General features: G+C 73.5%; 11 protein-coding genes and 1 pseudogene. 10 read left to right on the top strand and 2 right to left on the bottom strand.

Annotated elements, in window-relative coordinates:
• The first annotated feature begins 43 nt into the window (after positions 1-43).
• From ABZ340_RS23350 to hflX, 5 genes are all read left to right on the top strand, one after another.
• Positions 44-571, top strand: coding sequence for a hypothetical protein (locus ABZ340_RS23350; RefSeq protein WP_358783786.1), 528 nt, complete (start codon positions 44-46; stop codon positions 569-571).
• A 126-nt stretch (positions 572-697) separates the two neighbouring features.
• On the top strand, positions 698-1,576 hold the full coding sequence (gene dapF, locus ABZ340_RS23345; RefSeq protein WP_358783746.1) for a diaminopimelate epimerase: 879 nt from the start codon (positions 698-700) through the stop codon (positions 1,574-1,576).
• 230 nt (positions 1,577-1,806) lie between these two features.
• A complete protein-coding gene (locus ABZ340_RS23340; RefSeq protein WP_358783745.1) occupies positions 1,807-3,969 on the top strand; it encodes an HD domain-containing protein in 2,163 nt (720 codons plus the stop codon).
• Positions 3,970-4,098: 129 nt separating this feature from the next.
• Positions 4,099-5,631, top strand: coding sequence for a M1 family metallopeptidase (locus ABZ340_RS23335; protein ID WP_358783744.1), 1,533 nt, complete (start codon positions 4,099-4,101; stop codon positions 5,629-5,631).
• Between the two features lie 211 nt (positions 5,632-5,842).
• Positions 5,843-7,336: a GTPase HflX gene (gene hflX, locus ABZ340_RS23330; protein ID WP_358783743.1), complete on the top strand. Its 1,494-nt coding sequence runs from the start codon at positions 5,843-5,845 to the stop codon at positions 7,334-7,336.
• 131 nt (positions 7,337-7,467) lie between these two features.
• Here hflX and ABZ340_RS23325 read toward each other — a convergent pair.
• Positions 7,468-8,141: pseudogene (locus tag ABZ340_RS23325) on the bottom strand (hypothetical protein); the annotation flags it as partial.
• 456 nt (positions 8,142-8,597) lie between these two features.
• Between ABZ340_RS23325 and ABZ340_RS23320 the strand changes: the two are divergent.
• The 4 genes from ABZ340_RS23320 (at position 8,598) to ABZ340_RS23305 (ending at position 15,219) form a co-directional block, all read left to right on the top strand.
• On the top strand, positions 8,598-9,989 hold the full coding sequence (locus ABZ340_RS23320; protein ID WP_358783742.1) for an aminotransferase class III-fold pyridoxal phosphate-dependent enzyme: 1,392 nt from the start codon (positions 8,598-8,600) through the stop codon (positions 9,987-9,989).
• 356 nt (positions 9,990-10,345) lie between these two features.
• Positions 10,346-12,139: an IucA/IucC family protein gene (locus ABZ340_RS23315; protein ID WP_358783741.1), complete on the top strand. Its 1,794-nt coding sequence runs from the start codon at positions 10,346-10,348 to the stop codon at positions 12,137-12,139.
• 57 nt (positions 12,140-12,196) lie between these two features.
• Complete coding sequence (locus ABZ340_RS23310) at positions 12,197-12,949, top strand: GNAT family N-acetyltransferase (protein ID WP_358783740.1); 753 nt, start codon at positions 12,197-12,199, stop codon at positions 12,947-12,949.
• A 293-nt stretch (positions 12,950-13,242) separates the two neighbouring features.
• Positions 13,243-15,219 carry an ATP-dependent DNA helicase gene (locus tag ABZ340_RS23305; RefSeq protein ID WP_358783739.1) on the top strand — a complete coding sequence of 659 codons (1,977 nt, stop codon included), beginning with the start codon at positions 13,243-13,245 and terminating at the stop codon, positions 15,217-15,219.
• A 219-nt stretch (positions 15,220-15,438) separates the two neighbouring features.
• Here ABZ340_RS23305 and lexA read toward each other — a convergent pair whose 3' ends face one another.
• Positions 15,439-16,218, bottom strand: a complete 780-nt coding sequence (gene lexA, locus ABZ340_RS23300) for a transcriptional repressor LexA (protein ID WP_358783738.1) — start codon at positions 16,216-16,218, stop codon at positions 15,439-15,441.
• A gap of 633 nt (positions 16,219-16,851) precedes the next feature.
• On the opposite strand from lexA, the gene nrdR reads away from it, so the two are divergent.
• On the top strand, positions 16,852-17,403 hold the full coding sequence (nrdR, locus tag ABZ340_RS23295) for a transcriptional regulator NrdR (RefSeq protein WP_358783737.1): 552 nt from the start codon (positions 16,852-16,854) through the stop codon (positions 17,401-17,403).
• Positions 17,404-17,487: the final 84 nt, after the last annotated feature.

Here is a 17,487-nt window from a genome sequence, read left to right as displayed (position 1 = left end):
TTCGATCGACCAAGTGGAGTCCGAGTTGGGAGGGCGCGTGGCGATGGAGGCCGGCCCTCGCGACACCGCACGAAGCACCGAACACGTCACCGCCGACCGCGGCGAACCGGAGCAGACCGGGACGGCCGGGCAGGCCGGGGCGGCCCGGCTGAGCCCCGACGGCCCCGAGGAACCGCAGGGCGGCGTCACGGCCGACGGTCCCGAGCCCGACGAGATGTACGCGGGCGGCGAAGAGGTCGAGGTCGAGCTGCGCCCCCAGCGCAAACTGCGCATCTGGCAGCTCGCGCCCATCGTGGGCCTGGGCGCGCTCGGCTCCCTGATGTTCGCCTTCCCGCTGGCGTTCGACTTCGGCGACAGCGGGGCCGTGATCGCGATGCTGGGCCTGCTGATCTGCTCCTGCGCGGCCGGCTGGGGCATGATGGCCGCCCGCCGCGTCGGCTACGCCTGGCCCGGCCTGCCGCAGCGGGGCTCGGGACGCCGCCCCGACTGGCGGGTGATCCTCGCGTACGTCGTGGTGGTCGCCGCCGTCGTCGTCCTGGCCGTGTGGCGGGTGGCCCGGCTCCGCGGCTGACACCGCGCCCGGCGTCCCCGACAGGCACCGCGCACCGCATCCCGGTCCGGCACCGCGCCCGGCGTCCGGTCCGCGCGAGGCCGACGCCGTGCCCGGGCTGTCGTCCCCACCCCGTACGATCGAGGGATGAGCACGCGGATCGCCTTCCTCAAGGGTCACGGCACCGAGAACGACTTCGTGATCGTCCCCGACCCGGAGAACGCCGTCGACCTGTCCCCGGCCGCCGTCGCCGCCCTGTGCGACCGCCGTGCGGGCATCGGCGGTGACGGGCTGCTGCACGTGGTGCGGTCCGCCGCGCACCCCGAGGCCGCCCACCTGGCGGCCGAGGCGGAATGGTTCATGGACTACCGCAACGGCGACGGCTCCGTCGCGGAGATGTGCGGCAACGGCGTACGCGTCTTCGCCCGCTACCTCCAGCGCGCCGGACACACGGCCGAGGGCGACCTCGCGGTCGCCACGCGCGGGGGCGTGAAGACCGTGCACATCGCCAAGGACGGGGACGTCACCGTCGGCATGGGCCGGGCGGTCCTGCCCGAGGGAGACGTGACCGTGAGCGTGGGCGAGCGCAGCTGGCCCGCCCGGAACGTGAACATGGGCAACCCGCACGCGGTCGCCTTCGTGGACGACCTCGCCCACGCCGGCGATCTCCTCTCCCCGCCGCCGTACACGCCGGCCGACGCCTACCCGGACGGGGTGAACGTGGAGTTCGTCGTCGACCGCGGCCCCGGCCACGTGGCGATGCGCGTGCACGAGCGCGGCTCCGGCGAGACCCGCTCCTGCGGCACCGGCGCGTGCGCCGTCGCCGTCGCCACCGCCCGCCGGGACGGCGCCGACCCCGCCGTCACCGGAACCCCCGCGACGTACACCGTCGACGTGCCCGGCGGCACCCTCGTGATCACCGAGCGGCCCGACGGCGAGATCGAGATGACCGGCCCCGCGGTGATCGTCGCGGAGGGCGAGATCGACCCCGAGTGGCTGGACGAAGCCGTCCGCCGCAGGGGATGACCGGGTGCCCGGCGCCCGCACCCCGGTACCGGGTACGCGGAACGAAAACGTAAACCCCCTGCGCATCGCTCGAATGGGTGATCCGTTTCACGCTCGGCGAGAGGCGGTCGGCCGCACGTGATGGGCTCGATAGCATCAAGCACCGGCCCGGACGGGGGACCGATGCCGTCCCCTGAGCCGTGTCCGCCCTGGGGCGCCCCGTCCGCCGGTTCACGCAGCCGGAGGTGCCCATGAACGCGGAGGCCACGAATCCTGCGACCCCAGGCCCGGTGATGCCCACGGTCACCGGCGCCGCGACCGTGCCCCGCAGAAAGGCCCGCCCCCGGCTCGACCTGCGCCGCCTCGGCCGCGCCGCGCTCCTCGGCCCCACCGCCCGCGACCGGCTGCCCGACGCCATCGGCCATGTCGCCGAGGCCCACCGCGCCCACCACCCCGACGCCGACCTCGAACCGCTGCGCCGTGCCTACCTGCTGGCCGAGTCCTCGCACCGCGGCCAGATGCGCAAGAGCGGCGAGCCCTACATCACCCACCCGCTCGCCGTGACCCTCATCCTCGCCGAACTCGGCGCGGAGACCACGACCCTGACCGCCTCCCTCCTCCACGACACCGTCGAGGACACGGAGGTGACACTCGATCAGGTCGGCGAGCAGTTCGGCGAGGAGGTCCGCTACCTCGTCGACGGCGTCACCAAACTGGAGAAGGTCGACTACGGTGCCGCCGCCGAGCCCGAGACCTTCCGCAAGATGCTCGTCGCCACCGGCAACGACGTCCGCGTGATGTCGATCAAACTCGCCGACCGGCTGCACAACATGCGCACCCTCGGCGTCATGCGCCGGGAGAAACAGGAACGCATCGCCAAGGTGACCCGGGACGTCCTCATCCCGCTCGCCGAACGGCTCGGCGTCCAGGCGCTCAAGACCGAACTGGAGGACCTCGTCTTCGCGGTCCTGCATCCCGCCGAGTACGCGCACACGCGCGAGCTGATCGCCGAGAACGCCGCCCGCGCCGAGGACCCGCTCGCCACGACCGCCGACGCCGTCCGCGCCGTCCTGCGCGAGGCCGACATCCCGGCCGACGTCCTCATCCGGCCCCGCCACTTCGTCTCCGTGCACCGCGTGTCCCGCACACGCGGCCCGCTCCGCGGCGCCGACTTCGGCCGTCTGCTGGTACTGGTGAACGAGGACGCCGACTGCTACGCCGTCCTCGGCGAGCTCCACACCTGCATGACGCCCGTCGTCTCGGAGTTCAAGGACTTCATCGCCGTACCCAAGTTCAACCTGTACCAGTCGCTGCACACCGCGGTCACCGCCGAGGACGGCCAGGTCGTCGAAGTCCTCATCCGCACCCACCAGATGCACAAGGTCGCCGAGGCCGGGGTCGTCGCCCTCGGCAACCCCTACGCCCCGGCGTCCGACGCGCCCGCCTCCGACGACCCGGCCGACGGCGAGCGCGCCGACCCCACCCGCCCCGGCTGGCTCTCCCGCCTCCTCGACTGGCAGCGCGCCGCACCCGACCCCGACACCTTCTGGTCCACCCTGCGCGAGGACCTCGCCCAGGACCGCGAGATCACCGTCTTCCGGCCCGATGGCGGCGCGCTGAGCCTGCCCGAGGGCGCGAGCTGCGTGGACGCGGCGTACGCGCAGTACGGCGAGGACGCGCACGCCTGCATCGGCGCCCGCGTCAACGGGCGGCTGGCCACACTGAGCACGGTCCTCAGGGACGGCGACACCGTGCAGCTGCTCATGGGACAGGACCCGGCCTCCGAGCCCTCCCGCGCCTGGCTGGAGCACGCGCACACGCCCGCCGCCCGCATCGCCATCCAGCGGTGGCTGGCGGCCCACCCGGACCACGGCGACTCCGAGGCGGCGCCCGCAGCGGAACGGGCCGGGGCCCTGCCACGGCCCGCCTCCGCCGACGCGCACGCCGCCGCGAGCGCCGCCCGCCCCGGTGCCGACGTCCTCGTCGACCGGCCGGGCGCCGTGGTCCGGCTGGCCGGCTGCTGTACGCCCGTGCCGCCCGACGAGGTCACCGGGTTCGCCGTCCGCGGGGGAGTGGTCACCGTGCACCGCGTGGGGTGCGCCGCGGTCGCGCGCATGAAGAGCGCGGGGCGCCCGGAGGTCGGCGTGCGCTGGGGCGACACCACCGAGTGCCGGGTCACCCTGCTCGCGGAATCGTTCGTCCGCCCGCACCTCCTGGCGGACCTGACGGAAGCCATGGCCCTGGAGGGCGCCGAGATCGTCTCCGCCACCGTGGAGCCCCCGGACCGGCAGCGCGTCCGCCACACGTACACCGTCCAGCTGCCGGACGCCGCCCACCTGCCCGCCCTGATGCGCGCGATGCGCAAGGTGGCCGGTGTGTTCGACGTGAGCCGGACGCAGCCGCCGGGCGCCTGAACAGGGGAAGGCCACGCCGCGCGGCACCTCTGCCGGTGTGCGCCGGGCGCACGGCACGCCCCTACCCGTTCGAGTGCGCCGGGCGCGCGCCGCCGTCGTACCGCGCGCCCCCGCTGATAGCCGTGGGGCATGCCCCACACCCCTCACACCCCCACCGCCCGCCCCGGCGCGCGAAGCCCGCACGCGCGAGGATTCCGCCGGCTCCGGGCGACGGCGCTGCTCGCCTCCTCCGTCTCCGTCTGCCTCGTCGCCGCGAGCGCCCCCGCGGTCCCGCTGGGCGTCGGCGACCGCCTCTTCCCCCACTTGGGCAACCCCGGGTACGACGTGACGTCGTACGACCTGTCCTTCACCTACTCCGGCAAGAACGACGAGCCGCTGCGGGCCGTCACCACCCTCGACACCCGGACCACGGCCGACCTGGACCGGATCAACCTCGACTTCGCCCACGGCACGGTCGGCTCGGTCGAGGTCGACGGGAAACCCGCGGCGTTCACCAGCGCCGGTGAGGACCTCGTCATCACGCCCAAGACCCCCCTCGCCAAGGGCGGACGGACACGGATCACCGTGCGCCACACCAGCGTCCCCGCCTCCCCGAAGGACCGGCAGGGCGGCTGGGTGCGCACCGCGGACGGCCTCGCCCTGGCCAATCAGGCCGACGCCGCCCACCTGGTCTTCCCCTGCAACGACCACCCCTCCGACAAGGCCCGGTTCACCATCCGCGTCACCGCGCCCGACGGCCACACCGCCGTCGCCAACGGCCTGGCCGCCGGAGTGCAGCGGACGGGCGGATCGGCGACCTGGACGTACCGGACCCGGCACCCCATGGCCACCGAGCTCGCCCAGGTCTCCATCGGCCGCTCCACGGTGCTGCGCCGCACCGGCCCGCACGGGCTGCCCGTACGGGACGTCGTGCCCACGCGGTACCGCGCCGCGCTCGAACCGTGGGCGGCCAGGACCCCGGCGCAGATCTCCTGGATGGAGAGCAAGATCGGACGCTACCCCTTCGAGTCGTACGGGCTGCTCATGGCCGACGCCCCCCTGGGCTTCGCACTGGAGACCCAGACGCTCTCCCTCTTCGGCACGGGGCTCTTCACCGAACCCGCCTACCCCCGGTGGTACGTCGAGTCGGTCATGGTGCACGAGCTGGCCCACCAGTGGTTCGGCAACAGCGTCAGCCCGCGCACCTGGTCCGACCTGTGGCTCAGCGAGGGACACGCCACCTGGTACGAGGCCCTGTACGCGGAGGAGAAAGCGGGCAAGTCGCTCCAGGAGCGGATGAAGGCAGCCTACGGCGCCTCCGACGGCTGGCGCGCCGCGGGCGGGCCGCCGGCCGCGCCCAAGGTGCCCGAGCCCGGCCAGAAGACGGGCATCTTCCGGCCCAGCGTCTACGACGGCTCCGCACTCGTGCTCTACGCGCTGCGCCAGGAGATCGGCCGCCCGGCCTTCGAGCGCCTGGAGCGGGCCTGGGTGACGCGCCACCGGGACGGCACGGCCTCCACCGCGGACTTCGTCCGGTTCGCCTCCGAGACCGCCGGGCGCGACCTGAGCGGCTTCTTCCACGCCTGGCTGTACGGCGAGAAGACCCCGCCGATGCCCGGTCACCCGGACTGGAAGCCGGTGGCCGCCGACCCGGCGCCCGCGACGGAAACAGCAGGTCGGTAAGCCGGAGTCCGCGACGGAAACGGCAGGTCGATAAGCCGGTGACGAGACGCCCCGTGCCGTGCGACCATCTTCAGGACGGCACGGCACGGGCCGCGCGGGGGATACGGGAATCCCCCGGGGTACTCGTGCGTTGTTCCTGGTGACGGACCCGCTCCGACGCTCGGGTCCCGTTCCGTCGCCGCAGACGGTTTCCCAGCTACGTAAGGATCCAATGACCTCCTCTTCTTCCCCTTCCCAGGACACCAAGCGCCTCGCGCACGCCTACCCCGAGGGTCTTCGGGCCGATGCCCTGATGGAAGAGGACGTCGCCTGGAGCCACGAGATCGACTCCGAGTGGGACGGCGACCAGTTCGACCGCTCCGAGCGCGCGGCTCTGCGCCGTGTGGCGGGCCTCTCCACCGAGCTCGAGGACGTCACCGAGGTCGAGTACCGCCAGCTTCGCCTGGAGCGTGTCGTCCTCGTCGGCGTGTGGACCTCGGGGACCGCGCAGGACGCGGAGAACTCCCTCGCGGAGCTCGCCGCCCTCGCGGAGACCGCGGGCGCGCTCGTGCTCGACGGCGTGATCCAGCGCCGCGACAAGCCCGACGCGGCCACCTACATCGGCTCCGGCAAGGCCGGTGAGCTGCGGGAGATCGTGCTGGAGACGGGCGCGGACACCGTCATCTGCGACGGTGAGCTCAGCCCGGGCCAGCTGATCCACCTCGAGGACGTCGTCAAGGTCAAGGTCATCGACCGTACGGCCCTGATCCTGGACATCTTCGCCCAGCACGCCAAGTCCCGAGAGGGCAAGGCGCAGGTCGCGCTCGCGCAGATGCAGTACATGCTGCCCAGGCTCCGCGGCTGGGGTCAGTCGCTGTCCCGGCAGATGGGCGGCGGCAAGGGCGGCGGCCTCGCCACCCGTGGTCCCGGTGAGACCAAGATCGAGACGGACCGGCGCCGGATCCGCGAGAAGATGGCGAAGATGCGCCGGGAGATCGCGGAGATGAAGACCGGCCGCGAGATCAAGCGCCAGGAGCGCAAGCGCCACAAGGTGCCGTCCGTCGCCATCGCGGGCTACACCAACGCCGGCAAGTCCTCGCTGCTCAACCGCCTCACCGGCGCGGGTGTGCTGGTCGAGAACGCCCTGTTCGCGACCCTCGACCCGACCGTGCGCCGGGCCGAGACCCCGAGCGGACGGCTGTACACGCTCGCCGACACCGTCGGATTCGTCCGGCACCTGCCGCACCACCTGGTCGAGGCGTTCCGCTCCACGATGGAGGAGGTCGGCGACTCCGACCTGATCCTGCACGTGGTGGACGGTTCGCACCCCAACCCGGAGGAGCAGCTGGCCGCCGTGCGCGAGGTGATCAGGGACGTCGGCGCCACCGACGTACCCGAGATCGTCGTGATCAACAAGGCCGACCTGGCCGACCCGCTGGTGCTCCAGCGGCTGCTGCGGATCGAGAAGCGCTCCATCGCCGTCTCGGCCCGCACCGGCCGGAACATCGACCAGCTGCTCGCGCTGATCGACGACGAGCTGCCGCGGCCGTCGGTCGAGATCGAGGCTCTGGTGCCGTACACGCACGGCAAGCTGGTGGCGCGCGCCCACGACGAGGGCGAGGTGATCTCCGAGGAGCACACCCCGGAGGGCACCCTGCTCAAGGTGCGGGTGCACGAGGAACTGGCGGCGGAACTCACGCCGTACGTTCCGGCGCCGGCTGCCTGAGGTTCGTGACCGCCCGCGACCGGGGGTCGCGGCAATGTCCGAGGGCCCGTCCCCTTTTTCACCGGGGACGGGCCCTCCGCCATGCGCGCGTCACCGGCCGCCGTACGTCCCGCCCGCGCCGCGCCGCCGGCTCACCGGCCGACGAACTTCTCGCTGACCGCGTCGTACACGCTCCGGGCCTCCTCGCCCAGCCGCGGACCGGCCGGCCAGCCCGCCGTCACCGGTCCGATCGAGGTGTTGGAGACCAGCGCGGGCCGGCCGTCGGACCCGGTCGCCACCCAGCCACCGCCCGACGAACCGCCGGTCATGGTGCAGCCGATGCGGTACATCGCCGGATCCGAGGCGTCGACCGACAGCCGGCCCGGCCTGTCCTGGCACCGGAACATCTTCTGCCCGTCGTACGGCGCCGCCTCCGGGTAGCCGATCGCCGTCACCCTGTCCACCTGCGGTACGGCCGGCGCGTCGAAGTCCACCGGCAGAGCCGAACCGACCGTCTCCTCCAGCGACTTGCCGCCCGATCTCTTCTCCGGGGTCACGTGGAGGACGGCGAAGTCGTACGGGGCGCCCTCCCCGCCCCTCGTGCCGCCCTGCTCGATCCACCGGTCCGAGGACTGCGCCCAGCACCCCACCAGACGCCGTAGGAAGTGACCTCCTGCGCGGTGGCGTCCGGCAGCTCCTCGGTCGGCACGGCCGCGTCGTTGTACGACGGCACGAAGGCGATGTTGCGGTACCAGCCGCCCTTCCTGCCCGCGTGCACGCAGTGGCCCGCCGTCCACACCAGGTTGGACCTGCCGGGACGGGCCGGGGCCACGCCGACGTCCACGGCACCCGGGAACGGCACCACACCCTATGCGGTCGCCGTGGGGGAGTTCCGGCGGTACGGCGGCGGTTCCGTCACGGAATGGATCTTGAAGCAGCCCGTAACCCGGTGGACTCCCCGGGGTTGGAAGCGGTGGGGGGCCGGATGCCCGGGTGCGGTCCCCGGTGCCGAGGGTGACGTGATGCGCCGACGCGCCTGTGGACAGCGGGAGGACAGGGAGCCGTGGCGGAATCCGCGTATGGGGGGTTCGTATCCGACGGGGACGGCGGGGGGCGTACGTCCGGGTCCGGGGAGGCCGGGGGCGGGCGGAGCCCCGGTGAGGGCGGTGCCGGGCGGCCGCCGGTGGGTGCCGTCGCGAAGAGCGCCCGGGGTGCGGCTCCCTTTGGAACGGGCACGGGGCCGGGCACGTGGGCCGGGACGCGCGGTGCGTTCGACGGGCGCGTGAGGCGTCGGCCGGTGTGTGAGCCGACGGCGCGCACCTATGCCCGCGCCCTCCCCGTCGTGCCGGTCCGCGCACGGGGGCTCACCGTCGAGGGCGCGGACGGCCGCCGCTATCTCGACTGCCTGTCCGGCGCCGGAGCCCTCGCGCTGGGCCACAACCATCCGGTCGTCCTGAGGGCGATCCGCGACGCCCTCGACTCCGGCGCCCCACTGCAGGTCCTCGACCTGGCGACCCCCGTCAAGGACGCCTTCGTCACCGAACTCCTGCGCACCCTGCCCCCCGGGCTCGCCGGCCACGCGCGTGTGCGGTTCTGCGGACCCACCGGCGCGGAGGCGTTGACGGCCGCCGCCGGACTGGTCCGCGCCGCGACCGGGCGGACCGGCGTGGTGGCCTTCACCGCCGGCTGCCACCAGGCGCCTGACGGCCTGCCCGGCGCGCCCGGCGGTGCCTGCGGCGTGCCGGTCACGTGCCTGCCGTGCCCGCGACACCACCGCTGCCCGTTCGGTACCGGCGGTGAGCGAGGGGCCGGGCGCGCGGCGGAGCGGGCCGAGTCCGTCCTCGACGGCCGGGAGCCGGGCGTGCCGCTGCCCGCCGGGGTGATCCTGGAACCCGTGCAGGCGGAGGACGGAGTGGTTCCCGACCCCGACGCCTGGGCACGGCGCATGCGGCAGATCACGGCCGACCGGTCCATCCCGCTGATCGCCGACGAGAGCCACACCGGGGTCGGGCGGACCGGCGCCTTCTGGGCCGTGGAGCACAGCGGCATCACCCCGGACGTGATGGTCCTCTCCCAGGCCATCGGCGGCAGCCTGCCCCTGGCCGTCGTGGTCCACCGCGCCGACCTGGACGTCCTGCCACCCGGCACCGACCGCGACGCCTTCCGCGGCAACCAGCTCGCCATGGCCGCGGGCGCCGCCACCCTCGCCCACGTCCGAGAGAACCGGCTCGCCCAGCACGCGGCCGTCCTGGGGGCGCGGATGCTGGCCCGGCTCCGCGAGCTCGTGGCACGGTTCCCCTGCGTCGGCGACGTCCGGGGACGAGGGCTGATGATCGGGATCGAGATGACGGACCCGGACGCGGACCCGGACCCGGACACGAAGGCCGCCACGACCACCACGGGGAGGCCGGCCTCTGTACCGGACGGCTGCGCGCGCCGCCCCCGCCCCGCCGCGGCCGTACTCGCGGCCGCCCTCCGGCGGGAGTGCCTGCGGCGCGGCCTGATCGTGGGCCTCGGCGCCCGGCACCCCGGCGTCGTACGGCTGCTCCCGCCACTGACGATCACCGAGGAGCAGGCAGTGGCGGTCCTGGACCGGCTGGCCGACGCGGTGGAGGCGGTGGCCCGCCACCACCCCGGCCGCGTACCCGGGCACCTGCCATGCCGCCGGAGCTGAGACGTCCGGCGGTCCGGCGGAACACGCTCCCCGGACGGGACCGGGCGCCGACACGGGCGTCCGCCCGTCCGGACGGGCCGCCCCCGGCGCCCTGCCCGGCCGGCACCCGCGCCGTGCCCACCCGCGTCCGCCCCACGCTCTCCCGCCACGCTCCACAGCCCGCCCCGAGGACCGTCGTGAACACCACCGCACCCGTAGACCACCCCTTTCCTCAGCCACCGGCCCGCCCGGACGCAGGATCGTCTCCGCAGGCAGGCTCTCCATGCGCCGGCTCCTCCGGTGAACGGCCACCGGGCCCGCCCGAGGCCGAGCGGGTTCCCCGGCAGGGCGGCGCGGCGGACGCCGAGCGGCCGAGCGTGGCCTTCGGAGATCTCCTGGAGCATCCGGACCCGTCCGTAGCCGCCCAGGCGGCTGCCGTCGAGAACCTGCTGCGGTGCTGGGTGCGCGAAACCGGCCTTCCCGCGCCCGGTGACGGCGTCCTCCGCGTCCCGCTGCCCGCCAGCGGCACCGCGCTCCTCGTCCCCGTCCGCTACTGGTCGCCGACGGGCTGGCACCGCTTCGGCCTTCCGCGTCTGGCCGACCTTCCCGCCCCGGCCCCGCCCGCCGACGCGGTCACGGTCGCGGCCCTGCTGGCCAGGGAGGCCGCCGGGACCACCGGTGAGGGCCCCACCGGTGTGGGCGGGGCCGACTTCGTCGCGCGCGTCGCCGACTCGGTCCGCCGTACCACCGTCTTCATCCGCGACCGCCGGAAGAACCCCGCCGGCCCGCCCGACCGCTTCCTCGCCGCCGAACAGTCCCTCGTCCTCGGGCACCCGCTGCACCCGGCGCCGAAGAGCCGTGAAGGGTTCTCCGAGGACGAGGCACGGCGGTACTCGCCCGAGACGCGCGGCTCCTTTCCCTTGCACTGGCTGGCTGTCGCCCCTTCCGTCCTCGCCTCCGACTCCGCCTGGACCGAGCGCGGCCGCCCGGTCCGCGCGCCCCGGCTCACCGCCCGCCTCGCCGGTCCCGGCCCGGCGCTTCCCGAGGGGTACACGGCCCTGCCCCTGCATCCCTGGCAGCTCCACGAGATCCGCCACCGGCCGCGGACGGCGGCGCTGCTGGACGCCGGGCTGCTCCGGGACCTCGGTGTCCGGGGCGCCCCCTGGTGTCCCACCTCCTCCGTACGGACCGTCCACCGGACCGGCTCCCCCGCCATGCTCAAGCTGTCGCTGGGGGTGCACATCACCAACTCCCGCCGTGAGAACCTCCGCAAGGAACTCCACCGCGGTGTCGAAGTGCACCGCCTGCTGCGCTCCGGCCTGTCCCCGCAGTGGCGGTCCGCGCATCCGGGGTTCGACATCGTCCGTGACCCGGCCTGGATCGGGGTCGACGACCGGGACGGGGAGCCCGTGCCGGGACTCGACGTCGTGATCCGGCACAACCCCTTCGGTCCCGCGGACGACGTGTCCTGCGTCGCCGCCCTGGTCGCGCCCCGGCCCCTGCCCCGGGCGGGCGGCCCGGCGGACGACGGGCGGGCACACGACACCACGCCGCGGTCCCGGCTGGCCGAGGTGGTGACGCGTCTTTCCCGGCGGACCGGCCGCCCGCGCGGGGCCGTGGCCACCGAGTGGTTCCTGCGCTACCTCGAACAGGCCGTACGTCCCGTGCTGTGGCTGGACGGCGAGGCGGGGATCGCGCTGGAGGCGCACCAGCAGAACACGCTGCTCCTGCTGGACGCCGACGGCTGGCCCGCGGGCGGCCGCTACCGCGACAACCAGGGCTACTACTTCCGCGAGTCCCGGCGCGCGGAACTCGACGCCCGGCTGCCCGGCATCGGCGCCCGCAGCGACACGTTCGTCTCCGACGAGGTCGCCGACGAACGCTTCACGTACTACCTCGCCCTCAACAACGTGTTCGGGCTGATCGGCGCTTTCGGCTTCCAGCACCTCGCCGACGAACGGCTGCTGCTCGCCGCCTTCCGCCGTTTCCTCGCCGACGCCGCCTCGGGGCCGCGTCCGCTGCGCAGCACGCTGCCCGCCCGGCTCCTGGACTCACCCGTCCTGCGCTGCAAGGCCAACCTGCTGACCCGGGTGCACGGCCTCGACGAGCTCGTCGGTCCGGTCGACACCCAGTCCGTCTACGTCACTCTCCCCAACCCCCTTCACCGCTGACTCTTCCGACTCTTCCGAGGACCAGGCCCGACCCCGTCTCCCGAGAGGAGCGACGCCGTGCTTCCCACCGACGCGAGCGCCGACGCCGGAACCGCCCCGGCCACGGACCCCGGCACCGAGACGCGCCCCTGCCAGGGCACGGACAACGAGGACACCCTGGACCTGCGCCTGCCCGACGCCTTCCTGGAGTCCTGCGCGCGGGACGAGGCCCCCACCGCCACACGGCCGGCGACCGGCGACGACCTGCTCGACCGGGTGGCCGCCTGGGGCCCGGCCGTCACGACCGCGGGCGTGTTCCACCTCGTTCCCGTCTGCATCGAACGGGACCTTCCGCTCATCAGCCGCTGGATGAACGACCCCGCCGTCGCCGCGTTCTGGCAGCTGGACGGGGTGCCGGACGTGACCGAGGCCCACCTGCGGGCCCAGCTGGACGGCGACGGGCGCAGCGTCCCCTGCGTAGGCGTGCTGAAGGGCACACCGATGAGTTACTGGGAGATCTACCGGGCCGACCTCGACCCGCTGGCCCGGCACTATCCCGCCCGGCCTCACGACACGGGGATCCACCTCCTCATCGGTGACGCCGCCGACCGCGGGCGAGGGCTCGGCAGCCTCCTGCTCAGGGCCGTCGCCGACCTCGTCCTCGACCGTCGGCCCGCCTGTGCGCGCGTCGTCGCGGAACCCGACCTGCGCAACACCCCCTCTCTCGCCGCTTTCCTCCACGCCGGTTTCCGGTTCTCCACCGAGGTCGACCTGCCGGCCAAGCGGGCCGCCCTCATGGTCCGGGACCGTCATCTGCGCCACCTGCTGTAGTGCTGTGCCGCGGTGCCATCACTTCTGGTACACCGCTCGCGCCGTCCCGGTTCCCTCTTTCCGGTTTCCTCTTTCCGCTTCTCTCTTTCCGCTTCTCTCTACACCGCTTCCCTCTTTCACCGATCGGCTTTCCGCAGGGCCACCCGCACCTTCGGAAGCCTCCGGAGGCTCCCCAAGGCCACGCCGGAGCCCTCAGAGTCCTCAAAGCCCACAGGAGTCCCCGTCGTGATCCCGCCCCCCACCTCCGCCTCGGCCCCACGTTTGTCAGTCCCGGGCCGTAGGGTGGTCGCGCTATGACGAAGCCCTCTCTCCCCGAACTCCTGCACGCTGCCGTCGCCGCCGTCGGCGGCACGGAGCGCCCCGGCCAGGTGGCCATGGCCGAAGCCGTCGCCGCGGCGATCGACGACGGCTCTCATCTGCTGGTCCAGGCCGGCACCGGCACCGGAAAGTCGCTGGGCTACCTCGTGCCCGCGCTGGCCCACGGGGACCGGGTCGTCGTGGCGACCGCCACCCTCGCCCTCCAGCGCCAGCTGGTGGAGCGGGACCTGCCGCGCACGGTGGAGGCGCTGCACCCGCTGCTGCGCCGCCGCCCGGAGTTCGCCATGCTCAAGGGCCGGTCGAACTACCTGTGCCTGCACCGCCTGCACGAGGGCGTCCCGCAGGACGAGGAGGAGGGCCTCTTCGACCAGTTCGAGGCCGCCGCCCCCTCCAGCAAGCTCGGCCAGGACCTGCTGCGGCTGCGCGACTGGGCGGACGAGACGGAGACCGGTGACCGCGACGATCTCACCCCGGGCGTCTCGGACCGGGCCTGGTCGCAGGTGTCGGTGTCGTCGCGGGAGTGCCTGGGCGCCTCGAAGTGCGCGTACGGCGCCGAGTGCTTCGCCGAGACGGCCCGCGAGCGCGCCAAGCTCGCCGAGGTCGTCGTCACCAACCACGCGCTGCTCGCGATCGACGCCATCGAGGGCGCCCCGGTCCTGCCGCAGCACGAGGTGCTGATCGTCGACGAGGCGCACGAGCTGGTCTCCCGCGTCACCGGAGTCGCCACCGGCGAGCTCACCCCCGGCCAGGTGAACCGCGCCGTGCGCCGCGCCGCCAAGCTCGTCGACGAGAAGGCCGCCGACCAGCTCCAGACCGCCGCCGAGGGCTTCGAGCGGCTGATGGAGCTGGCCCTGCCCGGCCGCCTGGAGGAGATCCCGGAGGACCTCGGCTACGCCCTGATGGCGCTGCGCGACGCCTGCCGTACGGTCATCTCCGCGATCGGTGCGACGCGGGACAAGTCCGTCCAGGACGAGGACGCGGTCCGCAAGCAGGCCCTGGCCTCCGTGGAGAACGTGCACGACGTGGCGGAGCGGATCGTGAACGGCTCCGAGTGGGACGTCGTCTGGTACGAGCGGCACGACCGCTTCGGCGCCTCCCTGCGCGTCGCCCCCATGTCCGTCTCGGGCCTGCTGCGCGAGAAGCTGTTCGCGGACCGTTCCGTCGTCCTGACCTCCGCGACCCTGAAGCTGGGCGGCGACTTCAACGGGGTGGGCGCCTCGCTGGGCCTCGCTCCCGAGGGCACCGAGGGCGACGACGTCCCGCAGTGGAAGGGTGTCGACGTCGGCTCGCCCTTCGACTACCGCAAGCAGGGCATCCTGTACGTCGCCAAGCATCTGGCGCGGCCCGCGCGGGACGGTGACCGGGCGGACATGCTGGACGAGCTGACGGAGCTGATCCAGGCGGCCGGCGGCCGCACACTGGGCCTGTTCTCCTCCATGCGGGCGGCCCAGCTGGCCGCGGAGGAACTGCGTTCCCGCATCCCCGAGTTCCCGATCCTCCTCCAGGGCGAGGAGACGCTCGGCGAACTGATCAAGAACTTCGCGGCCGATGCGAGGACCTGCCTCTTCGGCACGCTCTCCCTGTGGCAGGGCGTCGACGTCCCCGGCCCCAGCTGCCAGCTGGTGGTCATGGACAAGATCCCGTTCCCGCGTCCGGACGATCCGCTGATGAGCGCCCGGCAGAAGGCGGTGGAGGAGGCCGGCGGCAACGGCTTCATGGCGGTCGCCGCCACGCACGCGGCGCTGCTCATGGCGCAGGGCGCCGGCCGTCTCGTCCGGGCGTCGGGGGACCGCGGCGTGGTCGCCGTACTGGATCCGCGGCTGGCGACGGCCCGGTACGGAGGTTTTCTGAAGGCGTCACTGCCCGACTTCTGGTACACCACGGACCGCAACCAGGTCCGCAAGTCGCTGGCCGCGATCGACGCGGTGGCGCAGCAGGCCGAGTCTTCCTGAGCCGAAGGCCGATGGCCGGAAGCCGCGCGATCCCGGACGACTCGGGGCCCGGGGCACTCCGGAGTCCCCAGGACATCCCGGAGTCAGGGACGCTCCGGTAGGCGTGCCCCGGGGCGCCCCTGACCTCGGGTCCGGACAGCACAGGGCCCCGGAACCGGCGCAGAGGTTCCGGGGCCCGGTCAGGGAGGCGGACGTGGTGCGGCCTGCCCGCCGCGGTGCTCAGACGCGGCGCAGAACGGCCACCACCTTGCCGAGGATCGTCGCGTCGTCACCGGGGATCGGCTCGTACGCGGAGTTGTGCGGCAGCAGCCAGACGTGCCCGTCCTCGCGCTTGAAGCGCTTGACGGTGGCCTCGCCGTCGAGCATCGCGGCCACGATGTCGCCGTTCTCGGCGACCGGCTGGCGGCGGACCGTGACCCAGTCGCCGTCGCAGATGGCGGCCTCGATCATCGAGTCACCGACCACCTTCAGGACGAACAGCTCACCGTCGCCGACCAGCTGCCGGGGCAGGGGGAAGACGTCCTCGACGGACTCCTCCGCGAGGATCGGGCCACCGGCGGCGATGCGGCCGACCAGCGGCACGTACGACGCGGCGGGCTTGCCCGCGGTGTCGGCGGGCTGCACGGTGGCGGCCTGGTCGGAGCCCCGCACCTCGTACGCGCGCGGGCGGTGCGGGTCGCGGCGCAGGAAGCCCTTGCGTTCCAGGGCCATCAGCTGGTGCGCGACCGAGGAGGTGCTGGAGAGGCCGACGGCCTGACCGATCTCCCGCATCGACGGCGGGTAACCGCGCCGCTGCACCGAGTCCCGGATGACTTCGATCACCCGGCGCTGGCGGTCGGTGAGTCCGGAACTGTCCGCCCGGATGCCTGGAGGTCGGCCCGGCAGGGAGCGCTTGTGCCCCTCGGGATGCGTGGCTTCGTTCATCGCGTGCACCGGCTCCAGGCGGCCCTGGGAGCGGTCCTGGGCGGTGATGGTGGCGCTGTCTGCGGTGGTGGTCACGGCGGCCCCTCTCGATGGTCTCCCTGCTGCACAACGGTAGTTGCTTTCGAAAGGTTGCGCCAAACACACGTTCGAGTGAAAATCCGCGGATTGCGTGACGTGATCGCGTTTCCGGGTGTATGGCTGCCGCGGGTGGCCGACGGGCGAAAAGACCCATTGTTGTACGCTTCACCGCCGGGGCGATCGCTTCGCCGCTCGCCTCAGTCTGCCATTCGGCGTCCCGCCCGGCAGGCGCCGGTCTTCATCTCTGCGGGAGTCCCACGCCCCCTCCTCGCGACGCCCACGTCGCCTTCGCATGCGCGGGCGGCGCCCGGCCGCCGCCCGGCGGTGCCGGCGCCGATGTGCGCGTCCGCGTGTCCGCGCACGCGCGTACGCGAGCGGAGTGGACGGGTCCGCGAGGGCGGGAGCGACGGCGGTGCGTGACCGTGCGGATGCGCGCGGATGCGACACGCGCGCATGACGTGCATGTATGAGCCAATCCCCACATCTAGTGGTTGGATTGCGGCAGCAGCCCAGAAGTTGTGGTGCCCCTGGTCTTCGGGCCCTCGGGGATCGCCTATGCTTGGGGCTGCTTCGAGGGGCCCGTGAGGCCCTTTGGGGCTATTGAGTCTGCTGTGAGGAGGGTTGGAGTTCATGCACTGCCCCTTCTGCAGGCACCCCGACAGCCGCGTCGTCGACAGCCGTACGACCGACGACGGCACGTCGATCCGCAGGCGCCGTCAGTGCCCTGACTGCTCCCGTCGTTTCACGACCGTGGAGACGTGCTCGCTCATGGTGATCAAGCGGTCCGGGGTCACCGAGCCCTTCAGCCGTACGAAGATCATCAACGGCGTGCGCAAGGCGTGCCAGGGGCGGCCCGTCACCGAGGACGCGCTCGCCCAGCTCGGCCAGCGGGTCGAGGAGGCGGTGCGGGCGACCGGCAGTGCCGAACTGACCACCCACGACGTGGGGCTGGCGATACTCGGCCCGCTGAAGGAGCTGGACCTCGTCGCCTACCTGCGGTTCGCGTCCGTCTACCGGGCGTTCGACTCGCTGGAGGACTTCGAGGCCGCGATCGCGGAACTCAGGGAACAGGCGGAACACCCCGGCGGGGACGGCAAGGGCGCCGGCGCGGGGAGCCAGGAAGACGGCCGCGGGCCGGCGGAGACCGGACAGGTCCCCGAGCCCGCAGGCGCCGCCGACTGACCGGCGGGCCGGGACCGCTCGCAGGAGGCGGACCCGGCCGGGCGGCGGCGAATCGAAAGACCTGTCGCGGGCGGAGTGAGGTGC

Origin of the sequence: Streptomyces sp. NPDC006134 (assembly GCF_040628835.1) — a bacterium.
Classification (GTDB): Bacteria; Actinomycetota; Actinomycetes; order Streptomycetales; family Streptomycetaceae; genus Streptomyces.
Note: the sequence above shows the minus strand (reverse complement) of the source record. Positions and strands in the feature narration are given on the sequence as shown.

What these genes read in the sequence shown, in the direction of transcription:
- ABZ340_RS23350 (WP_358783786.1), top strand. Translation starts at nt 44, where the DNA reads ATGGAGGCCGGCCCTCGCGACACCGCACGAAGCACCGAACACGTCACC.
- dapF (WP_358783746.1), top strand. Translation starts at nt 698, where the DNA reads ATGAGCACGCGGATCGCCTTCCTCAAGGGTCACGGCACCGAGAACGAC.
- ABZ340_RS23340 (WP_358783745.1), top strand. Translation starts at nt 1,807, where the DNA reads ATGAACGCGGAGGCCACGAATCCTGCGACCCCAGGCCCGGTGATGCCC.
- ABZ340_RS23335 (WP_358783744.1), top strand. Translation starts at nt 4,099, where the DNA reads ATGCCCCACACCCCTCACACCCCCACCGCCCGCCCCGGCGCGCGAAGC.
- hflX (WP_358783743.1), top strand. Translation starts at nt 5,843, where the DNA reads ATGACCTCCTCTTCTTCCCCTTCCCAGGACACCAAGCGCCTCGCGCAC.
- ABZ340_RS23305 (WP_358783739.1), top strand. Translation starts at nt 13,243, where the DNA reads ATGACGAAGCCCTCTCTCCCCGAACTCCTGCACGCTGCCGTCGCCGCC.
- nrdR (WP_358783737.1), top strand. Translation starts at nt 16,852, where the DNA reads ATGCACTGCCCCTTCTGCAGGCACCCCGACAGCCGCGTCGTCGACAGC.